This is a genomic window from Planococcus maritimus (assembly GCF_001687625.2).
Classification (GTDB): Bacteria; Bacillota; Bacilli; order Bacillales_A; family Planococcaceae; genus Planococcus; species Planococcus maritimus.
Genome location: NZ_CP016538.2, coordinates 126,618 through 142,427, shown reverse-complemented (window position 1 = coordinate 142,427; position 15,810 = coordinate 126,618). Strand labels below are relative to the sequence as shown.

Here is a 15,810-nt window from a genome sequence, read left to right as displayed (position 1 = left end):
GAAATCCTCCTCTCAATTAACGTCTTGTTTTCTTATCGTCTGCACCATGGCTTGCGTATTTGCGTGTTGGAGCAAATTCACCAAGTTTATGGCCTACCATATCTTCAGTCACGTATACAGGGATGTGTTTGTGGCCATCGTATACTGCAATTGTTTGTCCGATGAATGTCGGGAAAATTGTAGAACGGCGAGACCAAGTTTTGATCACTTGTTTTTTCTCAGATTCCTTTTGCGCTTCAACTTTCTTCATAAGATGATCGTCTACAAAAGGTCCTTTTTTCAAGCTGCGACCCATTTGGGATCCTCCCTTCGTGATTGCACCACGGTTCTTTTGGTGAACCGTAGCGGAATCAAATTATTTTTTGCGGCGACGCACGATGAATTTATCGGATTTGTTCGTTTTCTTACGTGTTTTGTATCCAAGAGTTGGTTTGCCCCATGGAGACATTGGAGATTTACGTCCGATTGGCGAACGTCCTTCACCACCACCGTGTGGGTGATCGTTCGGGTTCATAACAGATCCGCGGACTGTTGGGCGATTGCCCTTCCAGCGGTTACGTCCTGCTTTACCGATGTTGATCAATTCGTGCTGTTCGTTTCCGACAGCGCCGATTGTTGCGCGGCAAGTAGCAAGGATCATGCGAACTTCGCCTGATTGCAAGCGAACTGTTACGTATTTTCCTTCTTTACCAAGTACTTGTGCTGAAGCTCCTGCAGAACGTACCAATTGGCCGCCTCCGCCTGGTTTCAACTCAATGTTGTGGATAGTAGAACCCATTGGGATGTTGATCAATGGCAAAGCGTTACCTGCTTTGATGTCTGCTTCCGGTCCTGACATGATTTGCGTATCAACCTGAACACCTTTTGGTGCAAGGATGTAACGTTTTTCTCCGTCAGCGTAATGGATAAGTGCGATATTCGCAGAGCGGTTCGGATCGTATTCGATCGTAGCAACGCGACCTGGAATGCCGTCTTTGTTACGTTTGAAATCAATCACGCGGTATTGGCGCTTATGTCCGCCCCCGTGGTGGCGTACAGTGATTTTACCTTGGTTATTACGGCCGCCTTTACGCTTCGTTGGTTGCAAAAGCGACTTTTCAGGCTTGTTCGTTGTGATTTCAGCGAAATCCGAACTAGTCATGTTACGACGACCGTTAGTGGTAGGTTTGTATTTTCTAATCCCCACGTTGTTTCCCTCCTTCTTTGATTAGTTCTTGTTCAGAACTTATACAATTACATTTCGAATAGTTCGATGTCTTTTGAATCAGCAGTCAATTTTACAATCGCTTTGCGGCGTTTGTTTGTATAGCCTGCGTGTTTGCCCATGCGTTTGAATTTGCCTTTGTAGTTCATGATGTTGACTTTCTCAACTTGAACGCCGAAGACTTCTTGAACTGCATGTTTAACTTGAGTTTTGTTAGCGCGAACGTCCACTTCAAAAGTGTACTTCTTCTCCGCCATTACCTCAGAAGAACGCTCGGTAATGACTGGACGCTTTAGAATGTCACGTGCTTCCATTAACCTAGCACCTCCTCGATTTTCTCTACGGCTCCTTTAGTCATGACAACTTTGTCATGGCCAAGCAAGTCCAATACGTTGATACCGTTTGCCGGTACAACTGTCATGCCTTTGATGTTGCGTGCAGATAGTGCCACGTTCTCATCAAGGTCAGCTGTTACGAATAATGCTTTCTTGCCGACAGACAAGTCAGTCACGAGTTTCGTGAATTCCTTAGTTTTCGGTGCGTCGAAAGCCAATCCTTCAAGTACCATCAGGTTTTCGTTTGCTAGAGCCGAAGACAATGCAGAACGAAGAGCCAAGCGACGGACTTTTTTCGGAAGTTTGTAGCTATAGCTGCGTGGTGTTGGGCCGAATACGACTCCGCCTCCGCGCCATTGTGGTGAACGGATCGAACCTTGACGAGCACGTCCAGTTCCTTTTTGCTTCCATGGCTTTCTTCCGCCACCAGCTACTTCAGAACGGTTTTTAACTTTATGGTTACCTTGACGCAATGAAGCACGTTGTGCAACGACTGCATCGAAAAGTACAGATTCATTTGGTTCAATGCCGAAGACAAGATCGTTCAATTCGATATCGCCAACTTGTGAACCAGTTTGGTTTAGTAACGCTACTTTAGGCATTCTTGTTTCCTCCTTCCCTTAAATGTGATTAGTTAGCTTTGATAGCCGACTTAACACGGATTAATGATTTACGTGCGCCAGGAACATTCCCTTTAATAAGAAGCAAGTTGCGCTCAGCATCCACTTTCACGATGTGAAGGTTTTGGATAGTGACCGTGTTGCCGCCCATTTGACCAGGCAATTTCTTCTGTTTGAATACGCGGTTCGGAGCAACAGGCCCCATTGAACCAGGACGACGGTGGTAACGTGAACCGTGAGTCATTGGTCCGCGTGATTGTCCGTGGCGTTTAATAACACCTTGGAAACCTTTACCTTTCGTAGTTCCTGTTACATCTACTACATCGCCTTCTGCGAATACATCTACTTTGACTTCCTGACCAATCTCGTAATCAGCTAAGTTTACATTGCGAAGTTCGCGAATGAAGCGCTTAGGAGCAGTGTTTGCTTTTGCTACGTGGCCTTTCTCTGGTTTGTTCGAAAGCTTCTCGCGCTTGTCATCAAAACCAAGTTGTACCGATTCGTAGCCATCCACTTCAACTGTTTTTTTCTGAAGCACTACGTTTGGAGCAGCTTCGATTACAGTTACAGGGATCAAATCACCGTTCTCAGCAAAAACTTGCGTCATACCGATTTTTCTACCTAAGATTCCTTTGGTCATGTCGTCACACCTCCTGCAAAATTTTATGTTTATTATTTTCGTTTACCAATTATAGTTTGATTTCAATATCAACGCCGGATGGTAGATCCAGTTTCATTAGCGCGTCAACTGTCTGTGGTGTCGGGTTAACGATATCAATCAGACGTTTGTGTGTGCGCATTTCGAATTGTTCGCGAGCATCTTTGTATTTGTGGACAGCTCGCAAGATTGTGTAAACAGACTTCTCAGTCGGCAACGGTATCGGACCTGATACGCTAGCACCTGAACGTTTAGCAGTTTCAACAATCTTTTCAGCAGACTGATCCAAGATTCTATGATCATATGCTTTTAAACGGATACGAATTTTTTGTTTTGCCATTATTTTCCCTCCCTTTTCGCCTATTTTTGGGATAGACTTCTCCACGAAAATTTTCCTCACACTCGCCATGGCAAAGCGGCCGGGTGTGTCGGTAACCTCTCGCTTCTACGCAGTCAAAGACCAACATTCACCATTATACAAAATAAAAAAGAATTCCGCAAGTCTTTGCACGAAATTCTTTTTCATTCGCTTTAACTAGTATAGCAGGATTCTTTTCAGTTTCAACCAATACGGTAATAGTCGAAATCTTTCGGACTCAACCGAGCAACATAACCGCCATCCAACCGAATAATACGAGCGGGATATTGTAGTGGAGGAACGTCGGAACGACTGTATCCCAGATATGATTATGCTGCCCATCGACATTGAGTCCGGCGGTCGGCCCTAGCGTCGAGTCAGATGCAGGCGATCCGGCGTCCCCGAGTGCCCCTGCTGTGCCGATCAAGGCGATGATGGCCAGCGTTGAGAATCCGAACTCGACACTGAGTGGCACGAAGATCGCTGCGATGATCGGAATAGTCGAAAACGAGGAACCGATGCCCATCGTAACAAACAAACCGACAATCAGCATAGCAAGTGCCGCTAGCCCTTTATTGTCTCCGAAGATGGCCGCTGCGTTCTCGACCAATGTGTCGATCGCTCCCGTCGCTTGAATGACCGATGCGAAACCGTTCGCTGAAATCATCACGAAGCCGATAAACGCCATCATGCGCATACCTGCCGTCAGAACGTCATCTGCCTCTTTCCATTTCATCGCCCCGAAGACGTAGAGGATGAGAATGCCGGCGAGTGCGCCGATGATCATCGAATCACTCTGAATCTGTGCGAATAGCGCAGCGATTAAAGCGACGACCGTTACGATTACGTCCTTGGTGGAAGCAGTACGAGCTGGAGTTTCTTCTATAGTAGTAATTGTTGCTTCACGATATTCCCGCGGCTTGCGGTAAGAGATAAACACCGCGACCACTAAACCGAGGAATAATCCTGCGACTGGCAGCGCCATCGCTTTTGGAATATCCGCCATATCAATCGGCATGCCTGCCAGTTCCATCTGGGTGGCAAGAATCTCGTGGAAGATCAAGCCGAAGCCATACGGCAATAAAATATATGGCGCTGTCAAACCAAAGGTCAGCACCGAAGCGATGAGCCGGCGGTCGATTCGCAGTTCGTTCAAGATGTGCAAAATCGGCGGCACAAGAAGCGGGATAAAGGCGATGTGAATCGGGATCAAGTTTTGCGAAAAGATTGCCATCGCAAACAGCGCAAAGATGATGAGCGCTTTCGCCAAATTCTCGCGTGTTGCCTCCCCGTCTTTATTGACCAGTTTCAATACGCCCGATACGAGTAGCTCGGGTATACCGGTACGTGAAATCGCGACGGCGAATCCACCGAGCATGGCATAGCTCAGTGCAATGGTCGCCCCTGCCCCAAGTCCGTCTGTATAAGATGTCAGCGTGTCAGTGAAGCTAAGCCCTCCGCTAAGTCCTCCAGCGAGTGCGCCGATCAATAAGGCAAACACCACATTGACCCGAAGCAAGCTCAGAACCAGCATTACTAACACAGCGATAATAACTGCATTCATTGTTCATTTCTCCTTTAGTTTGCTAAAGCGTTAAAGTACTTTACTAAAGTAACAAATCTCCACAATGATGTCAACACAGCGAAATGGCTTTCAATGGCATTAAAAAAACCGCTCCCCGTCTTAAGAATCAGGACGAAAAGCGGCGGGTGCTTTATTGGGCTTGCTGTGTTTTTTCTTCGTATGCCTGGATATAGGAATCGTATTGAATCGTCAGGGAGATCTCATCCCAGCCATTCAACAGCATTTCTTTCCAGTATGGGTCGATATCGAATGAATAACTGGCTCCATCTTCACCCGTAACAGATTGCTGTCTCAAATCAACATCAAGGCGATATCGTGCTTGTTTGCCCTTTTCAAGCAAAGCCGTCACTTCTGCTTCTTGCAGGCGAATCGGCAAGATGCCGTTTTTGACACAGTTATTATAGAAGATATCCGCATAGCTCGGGGCAATAACTACCCGAAAACCGTAATCCAAAATCGCCCACGGAGCGTGTTCACGGGAGGAGCCACAACCGAAGTTTTCCTGCGCCACAAGAATTTCGGAATCCTGGAAGCGAGTGTCGTTCAAGACAAACTCTGGATTAGGAGTGCCGTCCGCTTTAAAACGCCAATGGTAAAACAAATACTTGCCGAACCCTGTGCGCTCAATGCGCTTAAGGAATTCCTTTGAAATGATTTGGTCGGTATCAACGTTTTTGCGGTCGAGCGGTGTTAAGACACTCGAAATTTCATTGATCGGTTTCACATTCAGTCTCTCCTTCCGTTATGCCTGTGGCACAGGTTCTTTCATATAGTTGCGGACATCTGTCAAATGCCCCTCAATTGCCGCGGCAGCTGCCATGACCGGTGACACCAAATGCGTCATGGAGCCGGCCCCTTGGCGCCCTTCAAAATTACGGTTTGACGTAGACGCGCAGCGCTCTCCTGCCGGCACAGCATCCTCATTCATTGCTAGGCACATACTGCAGCCAGTTTCGCGCCATTCAAAGCCTGCTTGCAGGAATACTTGGTCAAGCCCTTCCGCTTCAGCTGCGCGTTTGACGGTCTCAGAGCCCGGTACAACAATCGCCGTGACCGCCGGATGCACGGTTCTGCCTTTGACGATTTCACTCGCTGCCCGCAAATCACTAAGGCGCGCATTCGTACACGATCCGATAAAGACATGCTGGATAGCGATCGATGACAGCGGAGCGCCTTCTTCCAATTGCATATAAGCAAGCGCCTGGCGCAAGGCGTCACGGTCTTCCTGCTTATCGTAATCTGCCGCTGTCGGCACGTGTTCAGCGATCCCAGAGCCCATCGACGGGTTTGTGCCCCATGTGACAAACGGAGAGATGTCGTCTGCATGGATAGTATGCGACACGTCATAGCTTGCGCCTTCGTCTGTCGCCAGCGCCAGCCAACGCTCGGCTTCGCGCTCGAACGCTTCGCCTTCCGGGACATTTCTTCTGCCGCGCAAATATTCGACCGTTGTTTCGTCTGGGCTTACAAGACCGGCGCGTGCACCCGCTTCGATGGACATATTGCAGATGGTCATGCGTTCTTCCATCGATAAGTTGCGGATCGCTTCCCCGGTGTATTCAATGATATGCCCCGTCCCCATGTCGACGCCGTAAGTTGAAATGATCGCAAGGATGATGTCCTTGGCAGATACGCCAAAGCCCAGTTCCCCGTCGATGCGGATTTCCATCGTTTTCGGCTCGGACTGCCACAGCGTCTGTGTCGACAAGACATGCTCCACTTCGCTCGTCCCGATGCCAAATGCCAAAGCACCGAATGCGCCGTGCGTGGATGTATGGCTATCGCCGCAGACAATCGTCTTGCCAGGCTGCGTGAGACCTAGTTCCGGGCCGATGACGTGGACGATGCCTTGGTCAGGATGGTTGATCCCTGCGAGCGGCACGCCAAATTCATCACAGTTTTCCTGAAGCGTCTTGATTTGCTTGCGGGAAATCGGGTCTTTGATCACGGAGCGGTTGCGCGTCGGCACGTTATGGTCCATTGTCGCAAAGCACAGATCCGGGCGCCGCACTTTCCGGCCATTCAAACGCAAGCCTTCAAATGCCTGTGGCGAGGTGACTTCATGCAGGAGATGAAGATCGATATACAACAAGTCGGGTTTTCCCGGTTCTTCGAATACAATATGCTGTTCCCAGATTTTTTCAATAATCGTTTTTGCCATTGCAGAATGCCCCTTCCATTTACACGTAGGAAAACATGATGTGTTCCGACACGAATTCCCGTTCCAATTCCTCGATGACTTTCTCTACGAAGCGTTGCGTCGAGATGACTTTATTGCCGCAAGCCGACAAATCGCCAGTGCAGTAGCCATCTTCCAATACGCTCATGACCGCATCTTCAATTGCCGATGCTTCTGAATCCATGCCGAACGATTGGCGCAGCATCATCGCTGCTGACAAGATCGCTGCTGATGGGTTTGCTTTGTTTTGTCCGGCGATGTCCGGTGCCGAGCCGTGTACGGGTTCGTACAAACCAAAACCGTCTGAACGAACACTCGCAGATGGCAACATGCCGAGCGAGCCCGTGATGACCGATGCTTCGTCGCTCAAGATGTCGCCGAACATATTCTCTGTCACGACAACGTCGAACGCTCGTGGATTGGTGATTAATTTCATGGCCGCTGAATCGACTAGCATATGCTCGACTTCCACATCCGGATAGCCTGTCTTGCGTTCTTCAACCACTTTTCTCCAAAGCTTACTGGACTCGAGGACATTCGCTTTGTCGACGGAAGCTAATTTACCGCGGCGCGAACGGGCCATTTCAAATGCCTGGTCGACGATGCGTTCGATTTCGGCCCGCGTGTAGACAAGTGTATCGACCGCGGAATTTTCGTTATGGCGTTTCGGTTCACCGAAATACAAGCCGCCGGTCAATTCACGGACGATGACCATGTCCACTTCACGCGCGATTTCTTCTTTTAATGGGGAAGATCCGAGAAGTGCCGGTACCGCTTTGACAGGGCGGACGTTGGCAAACAAATCGAAGTGTTTGCGGATATTCAGCAGCCCTTTTTCCGGGCGCTGTTCCGCGGGGTTGTTGTCCCATTTCGGGCCGCCTACCGCACCGAGGAGGATCGCATCGCTCGCTTCGCACGCTTCAACGGTTTCTTTCGGTAGCGGGCTGCCGAATTGATCGACTGCCGCTCCCCCGATGGCTGCGAATTTCCAATGGAATGTGTGGCCATAGCGCATCGCAATGGATTTTAGCACCTTTACTGCTGCCTCTGTTACTTCTGGTCCGATGCCGTCTCCTGGCAATACTGCGATTGTCTTTTCCATAGTAATTCCTCCTCTGTGGGTTTGCTTTTTATACTGCTTGGATTTTTGTTTTATTTCCCTGTTTCACGAGCTGGCGGTTCACTGCGTTGAAATAAGCTTTTGCGGTTGCTTCTAAGACGTCTTGGGCAACATCTCGCCCTGTGACAGTTTCGCCGTCATAGCTCATATTGATGACTGCTTCCCCGAGAGCATCACGGCCTTTGCCGATCGATGTCACGCGGTAGTCCAGGATATGCACTTTGCCGTCGACAATACGTTCAAGTGTGTTGAATATCGCTTCGACCGACCCTGAACCAGTGGCCGCTTCATGAATTTGATTGCCGTCTGGACCGATCGCTGATGCGGTCGCTGTCGGAATGTTCGCTGTGCCGTACTGTACCTGCACGCTTTCAAGCTCGTAGACCGGCGTTTCGCTATCGTGGATTTGCTGGTCGGTCAATAGCACGAACAAATCGTCTTCGGTGATCTGTTTTTTGCGGTCGGCGAGTTTCTTGAACTCGATAAATGCTTCATTCAATTTAGCGTCAGGCAATTCGAAGCCCATCTTGACTGCACGGTCGCGGAAAGCGTGTCTGCCGGAGTGTTTTCCTAGCACTAGTTCGGTTGCCGCATCCCCAATCAATTCCGGTGTGATGATTTCATACGTCAGTGGATTTTTCAGCATGCCGTCTTGGTGGATCCCTGATTCGTGCGCAAAAGCATTCTTGCCGACAACCGCTTTGTTCGGTTGGATGATGCTGCCGGTCAATTGGCTGACCAATTGGCTCGAGCGCTTAATCTCGTTCAAGTTGATGCCGGTTTCAATATTGTAAAATTGCTTGCGGATATGGAGCGCCACCGCAATTTCTTCCAATGCGACGTTTCCGGCCCGTTCGCCGATGCCGTTAATCGTGCCTTCGACTTGTGTCGCGCCGTTTTCGATTGCTGCGAGCGTATTCGCCGTTGCCATCCCCAAATCGTTATGGCAATGTGCCGACAACTTAACGTTCTCAATGCCCGGCACGTTTTCCGTCATATAACGGAACATCGCGCCGTATTCTTCAGGTGTCGCATAACCGACTGTATCCGGCAGATTGACTGTGGTAGCGCCTGCTTCGATGACTTTCTTGATGATGTGCGCCAGGAATTCAGGGTCGGACCTTGAAGCATCTTCCGCCGACCACTGGACAAGCGGGAAGAACTTTTTCGCATACCGGACGGATTCAACAGCAATGTCGACCACCTGTTCCGGTGTTTTCATCAATTTATGTTCCATATGGATAGGAGAGGTCGCCAAGAAAATGTGGATATGCGGTTGTTCCGCACCTTTCAAGGCATCCCATGTCCGGTCGATATCCGCTTTCATGGAGCGGGACAGTCCCGTTACGATGGAGTTCTTCACCGTACTGGCTATCCGCTGCACTGCGTCGAAGTCTCCTGGCGATGAAGCCGGGAACCCCGATTCGATAATCGTCACGCCTAGACGTTCGAGCTGGCGGGCGATTTCGATTTTCTCAGCTGTATTCAAGTTGATCCCGGCCGACTGTTCTCCGTCCCGTAGTGTCGTATCGAAAATATCAATTTGAGACATTCGTAGCCACCTCTTTTGGTTTTTTGTTTTCATTGACGAATGGCATCATGGCGCGCAATTCGCGTCCGACTTGTTCGATTTGATGGTCCGCTTCGGCGTTTTCGATCGCCGTGAATTCCGGACGGTTCAATTGATTCTCCAGCAACCAGCCTTTGGCGAATTTACCGGTTTGGATATCCGTTAGCACGTCTTTCATGCGGGCTTTTGTATCGGCATCGACAATACGCGGGCCGGATACGAAGTCACCCCATTGCGCTGTGTCGGAGATCGAGTAGCGCATTCCGGACATGCCTCCTTCGTACATTAGGTCAACAATCAACTTCAGTTCATGCAAGCATTCAAAGTATGCCAGTTCCGGCTGATAGCCTGCTTCCACCAATGTCTCGAATCCGGCTTTAACGAGTGAAGTCACCCCGCCGCACAGGACCGCTTGTTCACCGAATAGGTCGGTTTCCGTTTCTTCTTTAAACGTTGTCTCAAGGATCCCCGCACGAGCAGCGCCGACGCCTTTCGCGTACGCCAGAGCCGTATCTTTCGCATTGCCAGACACATCTTGGTGTACGGCGAACAATGCCGGTACGCCCGCTCCTGCTTCGAATGTTCTGCGGACAAGATGCCCCGGGCCTTTAGGAGCGACAAGGAAGACGTCCACATCTTTTGGTGGCACGATTTGATTGAAATGAACATTGAAGCCATGTGCAAAGACGAGTGACTTTCCAGCCGTTAAATGCGGCTTGATCGACTCTTCGTAGATTTGTGTTTGGCGTTCATCCGGCACGAGGACCATGATGACGTCGCCTGCCTGTGCGGCTTCTGCGACTGTCGCTACTTCCAGGCCGTCTGCTTTTGCCTGGTCGAATGATTTGCCGGATCTAACGCCAACTACCACTTTAAAACCTGAATCATTTAAGTTTTGCGCGTGTGCGTGTCCTTGTGAACCGTAACCGATCACCGCGATTGTCTGTCCTTTTAGAGCCTGGTCGTTTACGTCTTGGTTATAATACATTTTTGCCATTTTTAATTTCCTCCTCGAGTTTTGGGGTTTTGGTTTAAAGGATGTTCAATTGCGGTGTATGGGCTTTTTGTGTTTCTCTGACAAAAGCGGATACCCCGGTTCTTGTTAATTCTTTGATGCCGTATGGCTTCATCAAATCGATGAAGGCTTCGATTTTTTCAGGGTCACCTGTCACTTGGAACGTGGTGACGTTTTTACTCATATCGACCACCGTCGCACGGAAGGGTTCGACAATGCTGTAAATTTCGCTGCGCGCTGCGGGTGGTGCGACCACTTTGATCAGCGCCAGTTCCCTCATGACCATCGCCTTATCGGTAATGTCATTGACTTTTAGCACATCAATCTGCTTTTGCAGCTGCTTGAGCAATTGCTCGAGCTTGCCTTTATCCTCAACGTTGACGACAAAGGTCATTTTGGAAATGCCTGCTTGCTCGGTATGTCCGACCGAAATGCTCTCAATATTGAATTGACGCTTCATCAACAGCCCGGTGACCCGATTCAAAACACCACTTTGATTGATGACCGTCGTTGTGATTACTCGCTTCATTCGCCTTTCACCCCGATCATTTCGTTGAGCCCTTTGCCTGGCGCCACCATCGGGTAGACGCATTCGAGCTGGATTACCCGACAATCGATGAGCGCTGGGCCATCCGATTCAAACGCTTCTTTAAATACCGCTTCCGCTTCTTCCATCGTTTCGACTTTATAGCCGTCAATATCATAAGCGGCTGCCAGCTTCACAAAATCTGGCTGTACTGGCATCATCGATTGGGAATAACGTTCTTCGTAGAAGGTTTCTTGCCACTGGCGAACCATGCCAAGACTTTGGTTGTTCAAGATGACGATTTTTACCGGCAGCCGGTATTCCTGCAATAGCGACAATTCCTGCAAAGTCATTTGGAATCCGGCATCGCCGACTATCGCTACAACCGTTTCTTCCGGCCTTGCGAACTTCGCCCCAATCGCTGCGGGAAAGCCAAAGCCCATCGTCCCAAGCCCGCCGGATGTCACCCAGTTATGCGGGTTGTTGAAGCGGTAATACTGAGCTGTCCACATTTGATGCTGCCCGACATCCGTCGTGACGATCGCATCGCCGCCCGTCAACCGGTGAATCAATTCGACGGCTTGCTGAGGCATGATGCCAACACGTTCTTTTTGATGATACTGAAGCGGATAAGCTTCTTTGTAAGCATGAAGCTTGTTTCGCCATTCTGTTGTATTCGGGCTTTCGAAATTACTTTTCAATAGTTCCACTAAAGCGGCTTTGGCATCCGATACGATCGGGATGGCCGTCGGGACATTTTTCCCGATTTCCGCCGGGTCGATATCGACGTGAATGACTTCTGCATTCGGCGCGAATGAGGCCAAATTGCCGGTGAGCCTGTCGTCAAAACGGGCCCCGATGTTCATTAGCACGTCGCATTCACAAATGGCTGTATTCGCAGCATAAGTTCCGTGCATTCCGCCCATTCCTAGGAACAATTCATGATCGCCACCGACTGTCCCGAGGCCGAGGAGCGTATTGACGATCGGAATTTGATGCTGTTCTGCAAAGGCGTGAAGCTCTTCGGAAGCTTTTGCTGCTAGTACTCCGGCACCGGCAAGGATCACCGGCTTTGTCGCCTTAGACAGCAATTGCACAGCTTTTTGGATCTGCAAGTAATTCGGCGAAATCGTCGGTTGGTACCCTGGCAAGTAGACATCTGCATCTGCCTGTTCTTCTTTTCCTGCGAATAAAGTAGTGGCGACGTCTTTTGGGATGTCGACAAGGACCGGTCCCGGGCGTCCTGTCGATGCGATGAAAAATGCCTCCTTGATGATACGCGGCAAATCTTCCGTTTTCTTTACTTGGTAATTATGTTTGGTGATTGGCTGAGTAATGCTGACAATATCCGCTTCCTGGAAAGCATCGGTACCGATGACCGAAGTAGCAACTTGTCCAGTGAAGATGACAAGCGGCAAGGAATCGAGCATGGCATCCGCTATGCCGGTGACAAGGTTTGTCGCCCCCGGTCCAGAAGTAGCAATGACCACCCCTGTTTTCCCAGACACTCTAGCGTAGCCTTCCGCCGCATGGATAGCACCTTGTTCATGTCTTGCTAGTATGTGGCGGATGGGGTTTCGATGCAATGCATCGTAGATTGGCAAAACCGCACCTCCTGGGTAGCCAAAAATGATCTCAACACCTTGCTGTTTCAATGATTGAATTAATACGTCCGCCCCGCTGCCGGCCAATTCCTGTTTGAGTTCTTCTCTGACTTTTACGTTTACTCCCAATCTTTCCGCCTCCTTTTACTTAAGCCTTTGGAAGTACCAAAATGAAAAAGCTTTTCCATCCCTACGCAAAGAAGACATCTTCTTTGCGTAGGGATGAAAAAGCTTCATGGTACCACCCTATTTCACTGCGATTTGCAGCCTCTTGGATAATTTCTTATCCGCTGATAACGATAACCCGTCGCTTGCAGTCACCGGGAACACCTAAAGGGCCTTGGCCTTTCAGCATTCCACTCAGAGGGGATGTCGCATCTGGTAGCATTACCGGCTTCCACCGCCCCGGCTCTCTGTGAATGCTGTGTTCCATTTGCTTTAACCTCGTCATTGAATTGATCATATGAACTTATACTACGTTTAGATGTTCTTCGTTATACACTTTAACGCCGTCTTGCTGGACCAGCTCACGGAATGCTTCGAGAAGGTCGTTAGTGACTGGCCCTGGTTTTCCATCGCCAATTACGCGCCCGTCCACTTTGATGACAGCAATGACTTCTGCTGCTGTCCCTGTCAGGAATACTTCATCCGCCACGTAAACATCGTGTCTTGTGAAGACCCCCTCTTCCATTTGATAGCCTTTTTCCGCCGCCACTTCCATGATGGCGTTTCGGGTAATGCCTTCAAGCGCTCCTACATAACCGGGAGGCGTCAGCAATTTATTTTTGCGAACGATGAAGATATTGTCAGCTGATCCTTCTGCCACATAGCCCTGGTCGTTCAACATAAGTGCCTCCGAGACACCTGCTAAGCTTGCTTCGATCTTCACCAGGATGTTGTTCATATAGTTCAGCGATTTGACTTTTGGGCTGAGAACATCTGAACGGCTTCTTCTAGAAGCGACCGAAACGATTTCAATGCCGCTGTCGTACAAAGCTTTCGGGAATAAAGAAAGCGGCTCAGCAATGACGATGACATTCGGCTCTGCACAGCTGAATGGGTCAAGACCTAAGTTTCCAACGCCGCGTGAGACGACTAAGCGAATGTACGCATCTTTCAATTGGTTCTGCCGAAGCGTTTCTACGACCAACTGAGTCATTTCGTCGAAAGTGTGCGGAATTTCAAGCATCACTGATTTAGCTGAATCGTAAAGGCGTTCTAGATGCTCTTCTAACCGAAAGACATTTCCGTTGTAAGAACGGATGCCTTCGAAGACTCCGTCGCCATATAGAAAGCCATGATCATAGACTGAAATCTTGGCATCTTCTTTTTTTACAAATTCACCATTCATATAGATTACTTGTTCAGCCATGATGACCACTTCTTTCTCCGAAATTTTTTATGAGGATTTGCACTCCGAATGCTTTGCTCTGTTAAATTGTTGCTATCATATCGCCTATTCTACAGGGTGTCAACAAACAAAATGCGATTTTTCTACTAATTCTGAAGATTGAAATCTTTTGTATCCGTTTACATTGTTGTCGCAGCGCGGTTTGAAATATTTTTAAAAAAGTTTGAATATTTTATAGGAATGCGATATATTGCGTATGAAAATGAAGAACTTTATCCTGTCCCTGTCTATTTTAGGAAGAATTAGATACCGGCAAACGTAGATCTTTACGCCATCCTATTTTGATACTGTCACGGAATGTTCACTCTTCTTTTAGAAATGAACGCAAAAAAAACCCCCTAACTCATTACGAGTTAGGGGGTTTCAGCAAAAGCGAATTACTTCTGGATAGAAGCTACAACGCCAGCGCCTACAGTACGTCCACCCTCACGGATAGAGAACTTAGTACCTTCTTCAAGAGCGATTGGTGAGATAAGCTCAACATCCATTTCGATGTTGTCGCCAGGCATAACCATTTCTACTCCTTCAGGAAGGTTACAAACGCCAGTTACGTCAGTTGTACGGAAGTAGAACTGCGGACGGTAGTTTGTGAAGAATGGAGTGTGACGTCCACCCTCTTCTTTTGAAAGAACATAAACTTCTGCTTTGAAAGTTGTATGTGGAGTGATTGTGCCTGGTTTAGCAAGAACTTGTCCACGTTGGATATCGTCACGAGAAACACCGCGAAGAAGTGCGCCAATGTTGTCGCCAGCTTCAGCATAGTCAAGCAATTTGCGGAACATTTCTACACCTGTAACAGTTGTAGATTTAGCTTCTTCGTTGATACCGATGATGTCAACGTTGTCGCCAACTTTGATTTGTCCACGCTCAACACGGCCAGTTGCAACTGTACCACGGCCAGTGATTGAGAATACGTCCTCAACTGGCATCATGAATGGCTTGTCAGTGTCGCGTTCTGGAGTTGGGATGTACTCATCAACAGCAGCCATCAACTCAAGAATTTTTTCTTCCCACTCAGACTCTCCTTCAAGAGCTTTAAGAGCAGAACCTTTGATGACTGGGATGTCATCGCCAGGGAAGTCATATTCAGACAATAGGTCGCGAACTTCCATTTCAACTAGTTCAAGAAGCTCTTCGTCGTCTACCATGTCGCATTTGTTCATGAATACTACAAGGTAAGGTACGCCTACTTGACGTGAAAGCAAGATGTGCTCACGAGTTTGTGGCATTGGGCCGTCAGCAGCAGATACTACTAGGATCCCGCCGTCCATTTGTGCAGCACCAGTGATCATGTTTTTAACATAGTCAGCGTGACCTGGGCAGTCAACGTGTGCATAGTGACGAGTTTCAGTTTCGTACTCAACGTGAGAAGTGTTGATTGTGATACCGCGCTCTTTTTCTTCAGGTGCGTTATCGATTTGGTCGTAAGAACGAGCTTCCCCGCCTGATGCTCTTGCAAGAACTGTAGCGATTGCTGCAGTCAAAGTTGTTTTACCATGGTCAACGTGTCCGATTGTACCAATGTTAGCGTGTGTTTTAGAACGGTCAAATTTAGCTTTACCCATTAGAAAAATCCTCCTCAGAATGTAAGTTAATAGTAGTAGTAGTTTGATGGCTCAAGCTAC

Annotated in this window: 16 protein-coding genes; all 16 read right to left on the bottom strand. The window is 48.7% G+C overall.

Annotated elements, in window-relative coordinates; translation table 11 throughout:
• Window positions 1–16: 16 nt before the first annotated feature.
• The gene (gene rpsS / locus BBI11_RS00685; protein WP_068459701.1) at window positions 17–295 is read right to left on the bottom strand and encodes a 30S ribosomal protein S19; all 279 of its coding nucleotides are present in this window, start codon (window positions 293–295) and stop codon (window positions 17–19) included.
• 60 nt (window positions 296–355) lie between these two features.
• Window positions 356–1,186, bottom strand: coding sequence for a 50S ribosomal protein L2 (gene rplB / locus BBI11_RS00680; RefSeq protein ID WP_068459700.1), 831 nt, complete (start codon window positions 1,184–1,186; stop codon window positions 356–358).
• A 47-nt stretch (window positions 1,187–1,233) separates the two neighbouring features.
• A complete protein-coding gene (gene rplW / locus BBI11_RS00675; protein ID WP_058382162.1) occupies window positions 1,234–1,518 on the bottom strand; it encodes a 50S ribosomal protein L23 in 285 nt (94 codons plus the stop codon).
• Entirely contained in the window at window positions 1,518–2,141 is a 624-nt protein-coding gene (gene rplD / locus BBI11_RS00670; RefSeq protein ID WP_068459697.1) for a 50S ribosomal protein L4, read from the bottom strand. The genes rplW and rplD overlap by 1 nt, the downstream gene beginning before the upstream one ends.
• A gap of 28 nt (window positions 2,142–2,169) precedes the next feature.
• Window positions 2,170–2,799, bottom strand: a complete 630-nt coding sequence (gene rplC, locus BBI11_RS00665) for a 50S ribosomal protein L3 (RefSeq protein ID WP_058382164.1) — start codon at window positions 2,797–2,799, stop codon at window positions 2,170–2,172.
• A gap of 49 nt (window positions 2,800–2,848) precedes the next feature.
• Window positions 2,849–3,157, bottom strand: coding sequence for a 30S ribosomal protein S10 (rpsJ, locus tag BBI11_RS00660; RefSeq protein ID WP_068459695.1), 309 nt, complete (start codon window positions 3,155–3,157; stop codon window positions 2,849–2,851).
• Window positions 3,158–3,413: 256 nt separating this feature from the next.
• Entirely contained in the window at window positions 3,414–4,739 is a 1,326-nt protein-coding gene (locus BBI11_RS00655; RefSeq protein WP_068459692.1) for a Na+/H+ antiporter family protein, read from the bottom strand.
• A gap of 151 nt (window positions 4,740–4,890) precedes the next feature.
• The gene (gene leuD / locus BBI11_RS00650; protein ID WP_068459690.1) at window positions 4,891–5,484 is read right to left on the bottom strand and encodes a 3-isopropylmalate dehydratase small subunit; all 594 of its coding nucleotides are present in this window, start codon (window positions 5,482–5,484) and stop codon (window positions 4,891–4,893) included.
• Window positions 5,485–5,502: 18 nt separating this feature from the next.
• The gene (gene leuC / locus BBI11_RS00645; protein ID WP_068459688.1) at window positions 5,503–6,921 is read right to left on the bottom strand and encodes a 3-isopropylmalate dehydratase large subunit; all 1,419 of its coding nucleotides are present in this window, start codon (window positions 6,919–6,921) and stop codon (window positions 5,503–5,505) included.
• A 19-nt stretch (window positions 6,922–6,940) separates the two neighbouring features.
• Entirely contained in the window at window positions 6,941–8,041 is a 1,101-nt protein-coding gene (gene leuB / locus BBI11_RS00640) for a 3-isopropylmalate dehydrogenase (protein ID WP_068459686.1), read from the bottom strand.
• A 28-nt stretch (window positions 8,042–8,069) separates the two neighbouring features.
• Window positions 8,070–9,611 carry a 2-isopropylmalate synthase gene (locus tag BBI11_RS00635; protein WP_068459684.1) on the bottom strand — a complete coding sequence of 514 codons (1,542 nt, stop codon included), beginning with the start codon at window positions 9,609–9,611 and terminating at the stop codon, window positions 8,070–8,072.
• Window positions 9,598–10,626 (bottom strand): ketol-acid reductoisomerase, encoded by a 1,029-nt coding sequence (ilvC, locus tag BBI11_RS00630; protein WP_068459682.1) that lies wholly within the window; start codon window positions 10,624–10,626, stop codon window positions 9,598–9,600. Before ilvC ends, BBI11_RS00635 begins: the two co-directional genes overlap by 14 nt.
• Before the next feature lie 34 nt (window positions 10,627–10,660).
• A complete protein-coding gene (gene ilvN, locus BBI11_RS00625; RefSeq protein ID WP_058382171.1) occupies window positions 10,661–11,173 on the bottom strand; it encodes an acetolactate synthase small subunit in 513 nt (170 codons plus the stop codon).
• On the bottom strand, window positions 11,170–12,903 hold the full coding sequence (ilvB, locus tag BBI11_RS00620; protein WP_068459680.1) for a biosynthetic-type acetolactate synthase large subunit: 1,734 nt from the start codon (window positions 12,901–12,903) through the stop codon (window positions 11,170–11,172). The genes ilvN and ilvB overlap by 4 nt, the downstream gene beginning before the upstream one ends.
• Before the next feature lie 340 nt (window positions 12,904–13,243).
• Entirely contained in the window at window positions 13,244–14,146 is a 903-nt protein-coding gene (gene ilvE / locus BBI11_RS00615) for a branched-chain-amino-acid transaminase (protein ID WP_068459678.1), read from the bottom strand.
• A 416-nt stretch (window positions 14,147–14,562) separates the two neighbouring features.
• Complete coding sequence (gene tuf, locus BBI11_RS00610; protein ID WP_068459676.1) at window positions 14,563–15,750, bottom strand: elongation factor Tu; 1,188 nt, start codon at window positions 15,748–15,750, stop codon at window positions 14,563–14,565.
• Window positions 15,751–15,810 lie beyond the last annotated feature (60 nt).

Bases quoted from the DNA above. Each gene is read 5' to 3' on its own strand.
- leuB (WP_068459686.1), bottom strand. From the start codon at position 8,041: ATGGAAAAGACAATCGCAGTATTGCCAGGAGACGGCATCGGACCAGAA.
- rplD (WP_068459697.1), bottom strand. From the start codon at position 2,141: ATGCCTAAAGTAGCGTTACTAAACCAAACTGGTTCACAAGTTGGCGAT.
- rplC (WP_058382164.1), bottom strand. From the start codon at position 2,799: ATGACCAAAGGAATCTTAGGTAGAAAAATCGGTATGACGCAAGTTTTT.
- rplW (WP_058382162.1), bottom strand. From the start codon at position 1,518: ATGGAAGCACGTGACATTCTAAAGCGTCCAGTCATTACCGAGCGTTCT.
- ilvC (WP_068459682.1), bottom strand. From the start codon at position 10,626: ATGGCAAAAATGTATTATAACCAAGACGTAAACGACCAGGCTCTAAAA.
- rpsS (WP_068459701.1), bottom strand. From the start codon at position 295: ATGGGTCGCAGCTTGAAAAAAGGACCTTTTGTAGACGATCATCTTATG.
- leuC (WP_068459688.1), bottom strand. From the start codon at position 6,921: ATGGCAAAAACGATTATTGAAAAAATCTGGGAACAGCATATTGTATTC.
- ilvE (WP_068459678.1), bottom strand. From the start codon at position 14,146: ATGGCTGAACAAGTAATCTATATGAATGGTGAATTTGTAAAAAAAGAA.
- BBI11_RS00655 (WP_068459692.1), bottom strand. From the start codon at position 4,739: ATGAATGCAGTTATTATCGCTGTGTTAGTAATGCTGGTTCTGAGCTTG.
- ilvN (WP_058382171.1), bottom strand. From the start codon at position 11,173: ATGAAGCGAGTAATCACAACGACGGTCATCAATCAAAGTGGTGTTTTG.
- BBI11_RS00635 (WP_068459684.1), bottom strand. From the start codon at position 9,611: ATGTCTCAAATTGATATTTTCGATACGACACTACGGGACGGAGAACAG.
- rpsJ (WP_068459695.1), bottom strand. From the start codon at position 3,157: ATGGCAAAACAAAAAATTCGTATCCGTTTAAAAGCATATGATCATAGA.
- tuf (WP_068459676.1), bottom strand. From the start codon at position 15,750: ATGGGTAAAGCTAAATTTGACCGTTCTAAAACACACGCTAACATTGGT.